This window comes from Companilactobacillus ginsenosidimutans (genome assembly GCF_001050475.1).
GTDB classification, from domain to species: domain Bacteria; phylum Bacillota; class Bacilli; order Lactobacillales; family Lactobacillaceae; genus Companilactobacillus; species Companilactobacillus ginsenosidimutans.
Window position 1 is genome coordinate 1,894,211 of the sequence record NZ_CP012034.1, and the last position, 14,833, is coordinate 1,909,043.

The window sequence follows — 14,833 nt, forward strand, 5'->3', positions numbered from 1 at the left end:
GTTTATTTGAAATATAAGCTTAATACAATATATAAATATGAATGTGTTTATATATGATATGATTATTTTCTGATTTTATTATTAGGGGGAAATAATGAAAAAATTAATTTTGATTTTACTAAGCGTGAGTCTGTTATTTATCACAGTGGGATGTGCTAATAATAATACTAACCAGTCAAAACAAGGAAACAATACTACTAGCCACGAGTCCGCATATTATGAGGATTTAAATAAATCCGATAAGAAACAGATTTTATTCAAATTTAAGGAATATCAAGATGAGACCAAGGATAATATTGCTGATCCCGTATTTATCGTTTCCACAAAAATAACTAATAAATCAAACAAGACAATCATTTTTGATCAGTCAAAATTTATTATTTATGTAACCAGCCAAATGAAGATAACGTCGAATAAATCAGGCACTTTAAAGATTAAGCCAAATGAAACAAAGACAATTAATCAGATGTTTGTTGACGTTCCAGAGCAGTCACTTGTCGGGGATGGATATATCATGTATTTGAATAGCACAAACAAATTGGACAATGTATCTTCGTTAAAGGCTCCAGCAATACATGGTGGTGAAAATCCATCTGAAACTACATCTGATAATTCAGAAAATACAAATCAGAATGTATCAAGTACTGATAATGCTCAAAGTAGTTCAAGACAAATAACGTCTGATGAAGCTGTTAATATTATTAAATCTCAAGCTGGAATTTCTTCGGATGCTCATATGGGAGTCATGAGTTATCCTGATGGTAATTTAACTGACACAGCGTCTGGTAGACAAGCATATTGGGTCAGAGTCAAAGCAAACGACGATATGTGGGGAGCGAAAAGTGATTTCACGGTTTATACAGATGGAACGTGGAAGAATGGACAACCTGCAGAAAATTAATAAAAGTCTCGACGTAAAGTTGAGGCTTTTTTAGTACAAGCAATTCAAAGTATTATACTGATAGTAATTAATTATCGGGGGATGGCATTATGAATATAGGATATTTCTCATCGTCAACGCCAATAACAGCACTGTCACCAAAGAGATTTCAGCGTGCAAAAGATTTTCTTGAAAGCAAAAATATACACCTAATTCCAGGAAACTTAACTGGAAAAGTAGATTTCTACCGTTCAGGAACAATTACTGATCGTGCAGATGAAATTAACCAGTTAATTCATAATCCGGATGTTGATATCATCATGTCTACGATTGGTGGCATGAATACAAACTCGATACTTCCGTATATCGATTATGAATATTTAAATGAGCATCCAAAAACCATTGTCGGTTATTCAGACATAACTGCTTTGCTCCTAGCCATTCAAACGCAGTGTCCAAATTGTCGCGTTCTATATGGGCCCGCATTAGTTGCGTCATTTGGAGAATGGCCACCATATGCTGATCAAACGTGGGATTATTTAAAAAAAGTTTTATCCAGTAAGGGAGAACCAGTCACGTGTCACGCACCAGAATTTTGGACTGATGAGAGTCTCAACTGGGAAAACTTCAAGCGAGAAAAGAAACAATATAAAAATAAATGGGGCTTTATTAATGAACCAGTACTTGAAGGAAGAATCATGGGTGGAAATCTTGACACAATGTACGGATTACTAGACTCGAAATACTTTCCTGAATTTACTGAAGACGACATTTTATTCATCGAAGATGCTGAAAAAGATGCAGCAACCGTTGAGAAAAATTTTGCCATGCTAAAAAATGCCGGGATACTTAATCGAGTAAAAGGGATCGTGTTGGGTAAACACGCGTTGTTTGATAATTATGGTACTGGAAGAAAGCCAATTGATATATTAAATGAAGTCCTGAATGATCCAGATAAACCAATCATTTATGATTATGATAGCTGTCATACAGTTCCTATGATGACAACACCACTAGGAGCGCATGCCAAAATTGATGCTGAGAATATGACCATAGGATTTTCAGACTTCTAACGTGCATCAATTAATGTACAGAAATCATTTTGTAAACCAAAAAAATAGTCACAACCAAACGGAATCTTTGGTTGTGACTATTATTAGTTTGGAACCTACTCCTAAGGCCCTCCAAACTTGATCAATTGAATTATACACCGGAAACGTAGAACTAAATCCATTTATTATGTTTAGCTACATTCAAGGCTTCAATTCTAGATTTACTATCGGTTTTACTTAAAATTGAAGAGATATAATTTCTAACAGTTCCTTCAGACAAATATATTTTGCTGGCGATTTCTTTTGAACTGGCACCAGTGCTAATTTCCTTCAATACATCCATTTCCCTTGTGGTTAATGGATTTTTTTCTGCCCGAATAACTGTTTTAACCAATTCTGGTGAGAAAATAGTTTTTCCATTTAGCACTTGATGGATTGTATCAATTAGTTGATCAGTTGGACTGTCTTTTAGCTGATATGCATTAACGTCGTACTTTACTGCTCTTTCGAAATAATCTTCTTGGGCAAAAGTTGTTAGAATTATGATTTTGATTGGTAATTTTAAAGCTCGAATTTCTTTGGCTACGTCCAAGCCTGTTAGTTGTGGCATTTCGATATCGAGAATAACTACTTCAGGTTTCAAATTTACAATTTCTTTGAACGCAGTCATGCCATCAGTTGCTGAACCTATTACATCGATATCATCTTTCAAATTTAATAATGTTGAGAGTGCAGTATTGAGCATTTCTTGATCTTCAGCTAAATAGACTTCAGTCATATTAATCTTCCTTTGGTAACGAAATATTTATCACAGTTCCATTGTTGTTTTGCAAATTTATAGTTCCACCCATAGCACGGACACTTTGCTGCATGCCTTTAATTCCAAAACTATTATCACGGTTAGTTTGAATTCCAGTACCATTATCCTTAATTTCCAATAGGTACGAATCTTTAGACTGATTAAATGAGAAAATTGCAAGATTTGCCTTGCTGTAGCGAATAATGTTGGTAACAGATTCTTTAATAATTCCTGCCAGAGTATTTTGAACGTTATCTGGCCAGTTGGACGAAATATTTTCGTTTTGTGACTGCATAAAAATACTAGCAGCTTTTAAATTTTTTTCTTCGATGACCATTGCTTCAGCAATGGTTTGTTTATTCAAATCTGCGACAATTTGTCTGACCACATTTAAATTTTCTCTGGACGTCATCGCGATATCTTGGAGTTCTTGACTAGCTTTAGCCTGATCCTTTGACATTAATTTTTCGGCTAGTTCTGCTTTTAAAGTGATTATTGAGAAAGACTGCCCTAAAGTATCATGTAAGTCTTTGGCTATTCTGCTACGTTCTGCTTGTTTAATTACTGTCTCCAAACGTGCATTATTTTGAGATAGTTGAGATCTTCTTCGATAGGTATTTTTTAGAGAGCGTGCAGCAAATGGAGATCCAATTGCAAAAAATAATGCCAATAAATAATCATATATTGAGAGTCCATTGTTCAAAGATAATGAGAATGTCAGAGAACTTACAGTGATTAGTAAATATAATCCAGTAAACCAATAAAATTTTTTGGTTGAAATAGTCATTGATCCCAGCTGCCACGCCATAAAGATATATAGTGTCCCATTACCAGCAGTATCACTAATAATGCCAACGATACATAGTTGTGTTAGTACTTTAATAATTTGAAATTTATCATCATAGTACGAATCACGATAAAATTTCGCATAAATCAATAGTAAAACTATAGCTATCCATTTGGGAAAATCATGGATGGCAATCACGATAGGAACAGAAAAGAGGGCTAATGCGATTAACCAGAAATACCCCATCAGACCATAGCTTTTATCAAATAAAAAATGCTTGTACAAGAACTGTTTCATTCGCTAGCTAACTCCTTGTGATTTGGTAATTTTAGTGCTATTGCGATTACTGTTAATAATACAATAAACCAACTTAGTATATTCGCTCCGTTGCTTATATCTATCTTAGCTGAATTTATGATCGAATTGTTAATGTTTGAAATAGCATAAGGAGGTAACAATTTACCAACTGTTTGTAACCAATTTGGCATCATATTTAAAGGCCACCACAAACCACTTAACATTGCGACTGGGAATACGGCCAAGCTATTCAATAAATTAACGGTGCTAGGAGTTTTGGCGAACGAGATTAGGATTCCAACTAAGATCAAAGTTAATGAACCTAACAAGTTGTTGATCGTCACTAACAATAATTTTCTCAAAGGTAGATTTACATGATTTACGAATATTCCGACGAGACTTATCGTTATAACGGAAATTAAATTCAATGTTAAAAATACTACGATTAGTGATGCGTAATACTTTATTTTTGATAGAGGAGAAATTTCTACGAATAGATCAAAGTGGCTAGTGTGATCTTCTAGCAAATTATTGGAGACTGTGATTATGGATCCTAATAAGCAGCTGAAAACTATCATGCTAACTAAATAGTCAGCGTTCCAAGTTGTCATTGCCGATTTTGGGATACCTGAGGATAAGACTCGTGTATATAACAAGTAAAAAATAATAGGTAACAACAAGTCGAAAAAAAAGAATCTCATATTTCTCAGAATGATTCGTTTGAAGTTAATATTGGTTTGGTATAAAAAGTTTTTCATTGTTTTGACTCCTGATTCATATTGATGAAAATATTTTCAAGTGTATTTTGAGAAATTTTGATGTTTTCAATTTTTGTTAGCAATGGATTTAATTCCGATAGTGTCTGATTAGCATTGTTAGTGAGCAACGTATAGTGATTTCCGACTTTTTTAGAACTCTTAACACTGGTCATTGATTCAAATAGTTCAGGCAGAAGTTCAGAATCGAAATCTATTTGGCTATCGCTGGAGTTGGTGCGAAGGTCTGCAAGGGTGCCATCGAAAATAATTCTGTGGTCTTTTAGAAATAAGAATCTGTCAATCACATCTTCGAGTTCATCCAAATGATGACTCGTAACAAAAATAGTCTTCCCAGCTTCTTTAAGATGTAAAATATCTTTCCAAAACGTTTGACGACTGACAGGATCCATTCCATTTGTCGGTTCATCTAAGAATAAAATACTAGGATCTCCAGCCATTGCTAAGGCAAAAGACAGTCTTCTTTTTTGGCCACCCGATAGTTGTTTTAGCAGCAGGTCTTGTTGGTCATATAAATTTGCCAAATCCAGAATCTGATCATAGCTCAAATGATTGTTGTAGTAACTCTGTGACAACTTGATGATTTCTGAAACCTTAATTCGACTGAGTGTAATGTCTGACTGCATCATGACACCCATCTGACTTTTCTCTTGAGATGGTTTGTGATTAAGAATAGCAACCGTTCCGGAGTCTTTTGGGATTAATCCCAAAATAGAGTTGATTAAGGTTGTCTTGCCAGCCCCATTTTGACCAAGTAAAGCAATAATTTGCCCACAAGGAACTGAAAAACTTATGTCATCTAAAATTTTTTGTTTACCAAAAGCTTTTGATAATTCTTTGACTTCAATTACTGCATCCATATTGCTCAGCCCCAATTAATTATTTTTGTTTATGACTATAATTTAACCTTTAGTTCGCGCTAGCAATAGTGGAGGGTGTCATGAAGCTGATATGACATTTGTCATAAAAAAATCCCAACTTCACTTAGAATTACAGTGATGTTGGGAATGTTTATCCTTCAATAATACTTAAGGAATTATTATCTCAAATCGATTATAGCCTCTTTGTTGCTCCAAGGAATTAATTTCAAACCATTTGCAATTGCTACATTGTTTGATTTATCGGAAATTTTGGAGTTTGAATCGTTAAAAATTATTATGTAGGTATTATTCTGATTTGTAAAATCAGAACTGTTATTGACATCGTTATGAGTAACTATTTCAGTTGATATTCGTTGAAAGTCAGGGTTATTAATAATTTGAATCAATCGAACTGGGTGCTTTTTTGTTTTCCCAAGACCATAGGAGACTTTGTATGAGTTTCCACTACCACCAGATATTCTATAATTTGGAAGTCCTCCAAATTCTTGTTCATTAAAGTAATTAATAACTTTATCATTGAACATCTTATTGATGGTGCTTTTCCTTGTCATTGCTAAGTCATCAATCCTAAGAATAGCTTGAATCATCTTTTGGCTCATTGATGCAAAGTCTTTGGAAGAACCTTCAAGCTCAAGAATATTTTGATTAGATTTTTTAATATTAAAAGATTTTAGAATTGAATTTAATGTTTTTTCTCGAGCGTTATTCTCGATGCGTATTCCAGATAATATTAAATTACTCAAAGTCTCTCCATCATCACTAATCCTTATACGTTCCATGGATAATACGGTTACGTAAATTGGAATACGGTCACCAATAATATTTGTAAACGGAGTCACAATTTCGTCGCCACCGTCAAATTTATTGAGGATACACTTTTTATTGATCCAGTCTGTATATTCGTTAATCCAGTTCATATTATTCAAAACACTAACCCTCCTTTGAGCCTGTTTATACTATACGTTATTTCCTACAAGTTTTATATCTGAAGTATCGACATTGATGAACTTTAAAAAAGTTAGGAAGATTTCCATTCTATTATCCAAATCTCGTAGGCTTTCTTTTAGTATTAAGGGCAATTCTTTTGTCGAAATGAAAGTTGAATTGTCTAGACCATTATTTTGATTGTAAATATGAAGGTGGGGCGTGGGAAATTCATCATGATTTGAACCTAAGACATCGAACCGAATCATTAAACCATGAGATTTAGATAATAGTAATATTGTGAATTTTCCTTTGTTAATATGCCCAGTTCGAGAAATAATTGAATTAAATTTTTCATTGCTAATTATTTTCCCATGTAATTTATAATATTTTTGTAACCCAAATGGGGGTAATTCCAAGATGTTTGAATTTAATGTCTTTTCAATATTCATTAATCTTATATATTCTTTTGATTCCATCGTTTTACCTTACCTTACCGATATTTTTGTATCTCATAAGGTAAATTACGTATTTTATCGCTAATTATTTCTACTATAATATATGGTAAAGAAAATCAACAAGTCATTGAATTAAACCACTATTTAATATACGATTAATAGGTGTGAAACATCGTGTTTCACGGCTGGAGGAATGGAATGAAACCTGAAGAATTTTTTGCGGCACTTTCCGAAAAGGGTATTGATTTAAATGATACTCAAAAGAAACAATTTGAAACATATTTTCATGAATTGGTTGAAACTAATAAGGTCATGAATCTAACTACAATCACTGAGAAGGAACAAGTTTATTTGAAGCATTTTTATGATTCATTGATTCTTGATTTCTTTGACGGTGCACTGATTACAGATAATATTTCAATTTGCGACGTTGGATCGGGTGCCGGTTTTCCTTCGATTCCTCTCAAAATTGTAAACCCTAATTTGAAGGTAACTATCATTGATTCGCTCAATAAGCGTATCAATTTTTTAAGTGGATTGGTTAAGAAACTTGGCTTGGACGATGTAAACTTGGTTCACGGTCGAGCTGAAGAATTAGGTCAAAATAAACAATACCGTGAACAATTTGATTTAGTAACTGCTCGGGCAGTTGCTTCGATGACAGTTTTGACAGAGCTGTGCTTACCATTTGTTAAAAAAGGTGGTCAATTCATTGCTATGAAGGCTGAAAAAGCTGACGATGAGTTGGATGCAGCTACGTACGCAATCACATTATTAGGTGGTAAAGTTGAAAAACAAGATTCATTTGAGTTACCAAATGACGCTGGTTTGCGTAATTTAATTTTTGTAAGCAAAACTAAAGAAACTCCAAACAAATATCCTAGAAAACCTGGGACACCATCTAGAAAACCATTAGTTAAAAAGTAGGGGGTAAAGATTTTGGCATTTAAATCATCAGAAACAAAAACTCAAAGCAATGGGGACGCTACTAGAGGTCGTGTAATTAGAGTTAGTTTAGATAAAATTATCCCTAATCGTTATCAACCTCGTACCGAATTTGATGAAAAAAGTATCACTGAATTATCTCAAACAATTAGTGAACACGGTTTGCTACAACCTATGGTTGTTCGTAGCTACCAAGATGGTCAGTATGAGATCATCGCTGGTGAAAGACGTTTCCGCGCTCTGAAAAAATTAAACTGGAAAAAAGTCCCAGTTATCGTTAAAGAATTGGATGACGAAGAAACTGCTTCAATGGCTTTGATCGAAAACGTTCAAAGAGAAAACTTGAATCCAGTTGAAGAAGCTCGTGCCTATCGAAAGGTACTAGATAGCGAGAAAATCACGCAACTAGAGTTAGCTAACAGATTGAGCAAGAGTCAGTCGTATGTTGCTAACAAACTGCGTTTATTGTCTTTAAGCGATACAGTTCTTGAAGCTTTAGCAAATGAAAAAATTAGCACCCGTCATGGTCGTGAACTTCTAAGAATTTCTGAACATGATGAACAAGACGAAATCCTAGCTAAGATTCTTGATGAAAACCTGAACGTTAAGCAAACTAAAGGTCTTATCGATGATCATCTTAACGAGGGTAAAGAGGCAGAGGAAAAGGCTGCTGAAAAAACTACTGATGATAAATCAGATAAAGCATCAAAACCTGCTAAGCCAAAGAAGAAGCCTGGAGAATTTGACGTTAATACTTCTATTGAAGAAGTTAAACAAAATATTGCCAAGATGAAGAAGAATGGTACCTCAGTGAGCTTCGTTGAAGACAAGAAAAAAGGATTTTATGAGATTGACATCAGAATTCATGATGACGACCTTGAGGAATAAAGGGGAATAAGATGGCACGAAAAATATCCATTGCAAATCAAAAAGGTGGTGTTGGTAAAACCACTACTACCATTAACTTGGGAGCGTGTCTAACTAATATGGGCCAGAAGGTTCTTATTATTGACGTTGATCCACAAGGTAATGCTACAAGTGGTTTAGGTATCAAAAAAGCCAATGTTTCCAAAGATGTCTATGATGTTTTGGTAAACGAATATCCACTTAAAGACACAATTATTCATTCTAAACACGACGATCTTGATATCGTTCCTGCCACTATTCAACTTGCTGGTGCTGAGATGGAATTGACTTCAATGATGGCCCGTGAGACTCGTCTAAAAGCTGGTATTGATACAGTTGACGATCTCTATGACTTTGTTTTGATTGATTGCCCACCTTCACTTGGTCAACTTTCGACCAACGCATTTACAGCTAGCGATTCAATTCTCATTCCTGTTCAAAGTGAGTACTATGCTCTTGAAGGTTTGAGTCAATTATTAAATACAATCCGTTTAGTTCAAAAACACTTCAATTCGAATTTGGAAATTGAGGGTGTTCTATTAACTATGCTCGATTCAAGAACAAATCTTGGTAAACAAGTTGTTGACGAAGTTAAATCTTACTTTGGTGACAGTGTTTACAAATCAATCGTACCTAGAAATACAACATTGGCTGAAGCCCCAAGTTATGGCTTGCCAATTATTGATTTCGATGAACGTTCTCGTGGTGCAGAGGCTTATATTGCACTAGCCAAGGAGGTACTAAAACGTAATGGCATCAAGCAAAAATAAAAAAGGCTTAGGAAAAGGCATTGACGCGATCTTTTCTGAATTTGAAGCCATCGATGAAAATAGCGAAAGCGTTGTAGACCTCAACTTAGATGAAATCAGACCTAATCCATACCAACCTAGAAAAACTTTTGACGAACATGCTTTGAATGAGTTGGCTAAATCAATTGATCAAAACGGTGTTTTCCAACCCATTATTGTTCGTGAAAGTGTTAATGGATTCGAAATCATTGCGGGTGAGAGAAGATTCCGTGCTAGTAAGATTGCCAAGAAGACTACTATTCCTGCAATTGTTCGTCCACTGAGTGAATCAGGGATGATGGAAATTGCCGTCTTGGAAAACTTGCAGCGTGAAGATTTGACACCACTTGAAGAAGCAGATGCTTATCAAACGTTGATTACTAAATTGAATTTGACGCAAGAACAAGTTTCTCAACGTCTGGGCAAGAGTAGACCATATATTGCCAATTACTTGAGATTATTAAACTTGCCTGAATCAACGAAACAATTAGTTCAAAGTGGTGCTCTATCAATGGGTCAAGCTAGAACATTGTTGAGTTTGAAGGATCAGGATCAAATTGAAAAGTTGGCACAAAAAGCCGTTGATGAGGATCTGACTGTTAGACAGTTGGAACAATTAGCAACTGAAACCAAACATGATGTTAAAAAAGAAAACAAAGCTAAAAAAGCAAAATCACCTTTTGTCAAAGCAACTGAAGATAAATTGGTTGAAAAATTCGATACTCAAGTTGCTGTAAAAACCAGTCGCAATGGACATGGTAAGTTGGAAATTGATTTTACCAACACGGACGACTTGAATCGTATTTTAGACATATTAGGAATCCAAATAGATTAGAGGAATATTATGTTTAATTTAGGAGACATCATCATGATGAAAAAGCCTCACGCTTGTGGGGAAAATCGTTGGGAAGTTATTCGACTTGGCGCAGACATTAAGATTAAATGTATGGGCTGCGGTCATATCGTAATGATCCCACGTGCTGAATTTAAGAAGAAGTTCAAGAAAGTATTAACTGTCGCTGCTGACGTTGATACAAACAATGAAGAATTTTATTTGAAACAAACACAAATTATGCAACCTAATACAATCAATAATGAGGAGGATTTATAATGGCCTTAACTGCCGGAATCGTAGGTTTACCAAACGTTGGTAAATCAACACTATTTAATGCTATTACTAAAGCTGGTGCGGAGATGGCTAACTACCCATTCGCTACAATTGACCCTAACGTCGGAATGGTTGAAGTACCAGACAAGAGATTATCAAGAATTGATGAATTAATTCCTGCTAAAAAAGTTATTCATACAACTTTCGAGTTCACTGATATTGCCGGAATCGTTAAAGGTGCCAGCAAGGGTGAAGGCTTAGGAAATAAATTTTTGGAAAATATTCGCCAGGTTGATGCAATTGTTCACGTTGTTCGTGCATTTGATGACGACAATATTACTAGTGTTACTGGTACTGTTGATCCATTGGATGACATTGAAACAATCAACTTGGAATTGAGTATTGCTGATCTTGATAGTGTTAACAAGCGTTATACAAAAGTTGAAAAGCAAGCAACTAGTGCAAAAGATAAAGATGCTATTGCTGAATTCGAAGTTCTCAAGAAGATCAAACCTGTTCTTGAAGAGGGTGGCGCTGTTCGTTCAATCGAATTCAACGAAGATGAAGAAAAAATTGTTAAAGGTTTATTCTTACTAACATCTAAACCTGTTTTGTATGTTGCTAACATTGCTGAAGACGATATGGCAGATCCAGAAGGATCCAAGTATTATAAAGTTATCGAAGATTATGCTGCCAAAGAAGATGCTGAAGTTATTGGCGTTTCAGCTAAGACTGAAGAAGAAATTGCTGAACTTGACGACAATGACAGACGTGACTTTTTGGAAGCTGAGGGTGTTACTGAGTCAGGTCTAGATAAATTAATCAAAGCAAGTTATAAACTATTAGGTTTGAGAACCTTCTTTACTGCCGGTGGCAAAGAAACTCGTGCTTGGACATTCCATGAAGGAATGAAGGCACCTCAAGTTGCTGGTATTATCCACTCTGATTTTGAACGTGGATTTATTCGTGCCGAAGTTATGGCATTTGATGATTTGGACAAATTAGGCAGCGAACAAGCTGTTAAAGAAGCCGGAAAACTTGGACTTGAAGGTAAAGACTACGAAGTTCAAGATGGCGACATTATCGAATTTAGATTTAATGTTTAATATAGGGAGATATTGATGGCTGACGACTTAAGAGAGAGAAATAAAAAAGCTACTGAAAAGCAAAAGAGAAATTCTGAGAAGAAAGAAAAGTCTGCAGAAATTTCTGAAAAAATTAATAGCGCCGATCCAGTTGAATTACGTAAACAATTAAGTAACAAGAACGAAGAATATGTATTCAAACTAAATAAACGTTTGACGGATGATGATTTTACTGAGGATGAAGCTAAAGAATCCATTGATAACTTGCTTCCAGAAATCGTTGCCAACCAAATTAAAGGTATTCCAGCAAATCAACTGTATGGACCTGTTTCAAAGAAGGCTGGTGACATAGCTCATCCAGTTAAGCCTAAAAAGAAAACACCATTTTGGGCATTGAGTATTGATACATCATTATTGTTCTTCGCACTATTCAGTGTTTTGTATGGTGTAGTTGGATTAACAAGTACAAAACAAACAACTCAAAACCAAACAGGTATCATCACATTAGTATTGCTAGCCGCAATGTGGGGTGTATTACTAACTTGGTTCAATATACAAATGAAAAAACCAAAGGGCGAACGTCCAGGACTATTAGTAACAATCGGTTATTTAGGTGCCGGATTAGTAATTATGTTCGTCTTCCTAGGAATTATGCAATTCGTACCAAGAAGCATCAACCCAGGCTTAAACGGAATCGTATACTTAGTATTAGCCGTAGTAGCTTATGGTGGCCGTTTCTTGTATAGAAAATATATGCACATCACAACAAGAGGTTTCATTTAAATATAAAAAGTCCCCAATGGGGACTTTTTTTTTGCCTTTTTGAGTAAAACATGTTTAAACATAGGGTAAGGTATATTACTTGGTTGGAGATGTCTGTTTTTTATTTCGGAGGTGCAAGTATTGGAAAAACAAAAATCATCATTATTTTTTATTACATACTTAGTAGCCCAATTACTATTTTCACTGGAAGTATTAAAAGAAGTAGCTCAAAAAAGCGTAGTGGCGCAAGATTTAGGTGGTAAAACTGATCTAACAAGTTTCACCGGCAGAATAGATGGAACTTTAGTAATCACTGCAATAGCTTTAGCCTGCTATGTAGCTTTATATTTTCTTATTTATATTTTATTAAGAGTATCCGCTGTAGATGATATTAAGAAATCAACGAACTCAACATTCAACTCATTGTTTTTAAGCGCCTCAAGTGCGACAACTATTAGTTTATTTTTAAATCTAGCAATTGCACATAGATGGATTGCCTTTATCTATCCAATTACATTAGCAGTAGTATTTTTCTTCCTATACAGATCCACAAAACAAACAAGTAAACGAGCACGTTACATTCCAATAGCAGTAGTATCAATAGCAGCGTTATCGCTCTGGTACTACGTAATCACGCAATTATAAAAAGGAACTTGGACATAAAAATCCAAGTTCCTTATTTTTTTGAAAATTTATGTGATTGGTCGATGGTGAACCAACCATTTAACGAATCTGCTCGTGGGATGAAGATTCCAAAACAGAAAAATCCAAACAATCCCAATAATCAACATGATTTGAGAACTTAAAGTATGTGTCGCGTTGTTCCAAATAGTAAATGTTATCCAGGAATAAATTAACGCTCGTGAGAAAAAATCGAACCTCTGAAGAATCGGGGAATTATCGTATCTACCGACAATACTGGGTGAAGGATTAATCATTCCATTGCGAACTAACCATTTAAAGATGATCCCATTACTAGGAAATAAGTTAAAAATGAATAACCAAACAAATGAAAGAGCAACAAAGTATTTCCAATCCAGAAATTCATTTTGAAATTGATAATTTAGTGCAATAAAAAAGGAAAATATCCAACCTGGAGCAACAAATTTTAAGAAAGTAATCATTAAACTTTCTTCCCCCATTTCCGAGAATCAGGTGCAAAAATCATCCGAGCTGAAATGGAAACAGCAATATAAGCAAAGAGATATCTAAAATTAACTGTTAATGAGTAACGAGGAATCAAATAAATAAAAATGAAAATTATTCCAATAGGAATATTCAAATTGATTATCAGAGCAGTGAGATTACTAACTTGAAACAATTCCGGTTCGTCCTTAATCATTCCACGGCGAATAAGACTACCAACAACTCGCCCGTGAGGATTAGCCATCCAGATAACAATCATCCCAATGTAGAAAATGGAGATAGGTAAAATAACTTCACCATGATACTCAAACAAAGGTGTAAAGAGAATCATCGAAACCAGTCCAACAATCCAAATACCCAGAAACAAACGAATATACTTCATAACAATCAAATTCTCCTCAGCACTTTTAAACAAGTTTAACAGAGAATCAGACTCAGTTAAAGTTAACTTTAGATGCAAGCAAATAGATTGATTTAATGATAAAAAATAGCTCGATGATCAATAAAATCAATCAACGAGCAAAGATATTTTGAACTTAATGTTTTGAATCTAATCTTTTGAATTACAAATAATGTGCGCAAATAAAGCAGGACAAAAAATAAAAAAGCGAGATACTGATGATCAGAAGCTTTATAAAGATTTTGAACTTGCTTCTAATGTTTGCGCTCTGTTATTTTGCTTTTCCACCTCAAAATAAATATGAACACCATCTAACCTGCAGGGCGGGATTATACAATGCTCAGCACTGAAATTTGCGTTAGTCGGGGAATTATCCCGACTTACTCAAAGACTCAGTTTCAAGACTTTCGTGAACTTCGAAAGGCTTGGAATGGGTCCAGTGCGTTCCCTTCCTTGGATGTTCGTTGGCGTAGCCAACACAAAGACTGTTGCGCACGAGCAAGGCTCGTACGTTCATCTTGTATAATCCCAACCGGAAGGTGGCAGTGAACCGCATACAAACAATCATACAAACCTACTTAACTCGAAAAAACGAAATAACAGCATAAAGCGCAAACCCGCCACAAGCAATTTTCAAAATTTGCCCATAAAGCTGCACCCGAGCACCAGTAAGATGAGCGTCAGACATGAAAAACCACTGAACCACTCCAAAAATAATCAAAGAGAAAATAAAAATCAAAATAAAACGAAGTCTTTTTCTAAGATAATCCATGCTATACCACTTTCTTTTAGGGGGTTAGGAATTAACGTACTTGTTATTGTATAATAGTAGCATAAGT

At 34.9% G+C, this 14,833-nt stretch carries 18 protein-coding genes; 10 read left to right on the plus strand and 8 right to left on the minus strand.

Translation table 11 applies throughout. From position 1 onward, the window contains the following. Nucleotides 1-94: 94 nt before the first annotated feature. Both ABM34_RS09555 and ABM34_RS09560 read left to right on the plus strand, forming a co-directional pair. Nucleotides 95-901 carry a hypothetical protein gene (locus ABM34_RS09555; protein WP_048705315.1) on the plus strand — a complete coding sequence of 269 codons (807 nt, stop codon included), beginning with the start codon at nt 95-97 and terminating at the stop codon, nt 899-901. Nucleotides 902-990: 89 nt separating this feature from the next. Continuing rightward, on the plus strand, nt 991-1,953 hold the full coding sequence (locus ABM34_RS09560; protein WP_048705316.1) for a S66 family peptidase: 963 nt from the start codon (nt 991-993) through the stop codon (nt 1,951-1,953). A 151-nt stretch (nt 1,954-2,104) separates the two neighbouring features. Here the strand turns inward: ABM34_RS09560 and ABM34_RS09565 are convergent, their stop codons facing one another. The 6 genes from ABM34_RS09565 to ABM34_RS09590 form a co-directional block, all read right to left on the minus strand. Further along, nucleotides 2,105-2,710, minus strand: coding sequence for a response regulator transcription factor (locus tag ABM34_RS09565; RefSeq protein WP_048705318.1), 606 nt, complete (start codon nt 2,708-2,710; stop codon nt 2,105-2,107). A 1-nt stretch (nt 2,711) separates the two neighbouring features. After that, nucleotides 2,712-3,815: a sensor histidine kinase gene (locus tag ABM34_RS09570; RefSeq protein ID WP_048705319.1), complete on the minus strand. Its 1,104-nt coding sequence runs from the start codon at nt 3,813-3,815 to the stop codon at nt 2,712-2,714. Continuing rightward, complete coding sequence (locus ABM34_RS09575) at nt 3,812-4,573, minus strand: ABC transporter permease (RefSeq protein WP_048705321.1); 762 nt, start codon at nt 4,571-4,573, stop codon at nt 3,812-3,814. Before ABM34_RS09575 ends, ABM34_RS09570 begins: the two co-directional genes overlap by 4 nt. Further along, a complete protein-coding gene (locus ABM34_RS09580; RefSeq protein ID WP_064505415.1) occupies nt 4,570-5,451 on the minus strand; it encodes an ABC transporter ATP-binding protein in 882 nt (293 codons plus the stop codon). The genes ABM34_RS09575 and ABM34_RS09580 overlap by 4 nt, the downstream gene beginning before the upstream one ends. 179 nt (nt 5,452-5,630) lie before the next feature. Beyond that, on the minus strand, nt 5,631-6,389 hold the full coding sequence (locus tag ABM34_RS09585) for a DUF1828 domain-containing protein (RefSeq protein ID WP_232298639.1): 759 nt from the start codon (nt 6,387-6,389) through the stop codon (nt 5,631-5,633). Between the two features lie 39 nt (nt 6,390-6,428). Then, nucleotides 6,429-6,875 (minus strand): DUF6978 family protein, encoded by a 447-nt coding sequence (locus ABM34_RS09590; protein WP_048705325.1) that lies wholly within the window; start codon nt 6,873-6,875, stop codon nt 6,429-6,431. Between the two features lie 177 nt (nt 6,876-7,052). Here ABM34_RS09590 and rsmG point away from each other — a divergent pair, with 177 nt between their 5' ends. The 8 genes from rsmG (at nt 7,053) to ABM34_RS09630 (ending at nt 13,093) form a co-directional block, all read left to right on the plus strand. Beyond that, a complete protein-coding gene (gene rsmG / locus ABM34_RS09595) occupies nt 7,053-7,781 on the plus strand; it encodes a 16S rRNA (guanine(527)-N(7))-methyltransferase RsmG (protein ID WP_048705327.1) in 729 nt (242 codons plus the stop codon). A 12-nt stretch (nt 7,782-7,793) separates the two neighbouring features. Continuing rightward, on the plus strand, nt 7,794-8,687 hold the full coding sequence (locus ABM34_RS09600; RefSeq protein WP_048705329.1) for a ParB/RepB/Spo0J family partition protein: 894 nt from the start codon (nt 7,794-7,796) through the stop codon (nt 8,685-8,687). 11 nt (nt 8,688-8,698) lie between these two features. Then, nucleotides 8,699-9,475 (plus strand): ParA family protein, encoded by a 777-nt coding sequence (locus tag ABM34_RS09605; RefSeq protein ID WP_048705330.1) that lies wholly within the window; start codon nt 8,699-8,701, stop codon nt 9,473-9,475. Beyond that, the gene (locus ABM34_RS09610) at nt 9,456-10,328 is read left to right on the plus strand and encodes a ParB/RepB/Spo0J family partition protein (RefSeq protein ID WP_048705332.1); all 873 of its coding nucleotides are present in this window, start codon (nt 9,456-9,458) and stop codon (nt 10,326-10,328) included. The genes ABM34_RS09605 and ABM34_RS09610 overlap by 20 nt, the downstream gene beginning before the upstream one ends. 9 nt (nt 10,329-10,337) lie before the next feature. After that, nucleotides 10,338-10,604, plus strand: coding sequence for a DUF951 domain-containing protein (locus tag ABM34_RS09615; protein WP_048705333.1), 267 nt, complete (start codon nt 10,338-10,340; stop codon nt 10,602-10,604). Further along, nucleotides 10,604-11,707 carry a redox-regulated ATPase YchF gene (gene ychF, locus ABM34_RS09620; RefSeq protein WP_048705335.1) on the plus strand — a complete coding sequence of 368 codons (1,104 nt, stop codon included), beginning with the start codon at nt 10,604-10,606 and terminating at the stop codon, nt 11,705-11,707. The genes ABM34_RS09615 and ychF overlap by 1 nt, the downstream gene beginning before the upstream one ends. A gap of 15 nt (nt 11,708-11,722) precedes the next feature. Beyond that, the gene (locus tag ABM34_RS09625) at nt 11,723-12,469 is read left to right on the plus strand and encodes a DUF1129 family protein (protein ID WP_048705336.1); all 747 of its coding nucleotides are present in this window, start codon (nt 11,723-11,725) and stop codon (nt 12,467-12,469) included. Between the two features lie 120 nt (nt 12,470-12,589). After that, nucleotides 12,590-13,093, plus strand: a complete 504-nt coding sequence (locus ABM34_RS09630; RefSeq protein ID WP_048705338.1) for a hypothetical protein — start codon at nt 12,590-12,592, stop codon at nt 13,091-13,093. 478 nt (nt 13,094-13,571) lie between these two features. Here the strand turns inward: ABM34_RS09630 and ABM34_RS09640 are convergent, their stop codons facing one another. Together ABM34_RS09640 and ABM34_RS09645 are read right to left on the minus strand one after the other, a co-directional pair. Beyond that, entirely contained in the window at nt 13,572-13,976 is a 405-nt protein-coding gene (locus tag ABM34_RS09640; protein ID WP_048705341.1) for a hypothetical protein, read from the minus strand. A gap of 592 nt (nt 13,977-14,568) precedes the next feature. Beyond that, nucleotides 14,569-14,766: a hypothetical protein gene (locus ABM34_RS09645; protein ID WP_048705343.1), complete on the minus strand. Its 198-nt coding sequence runs from the start codon at nt 14,764-14,766 to the stop codon at nt 14,569-14,571. Nucleotides 14,767-14,833 lie beyond the last annotated feature (67 nt).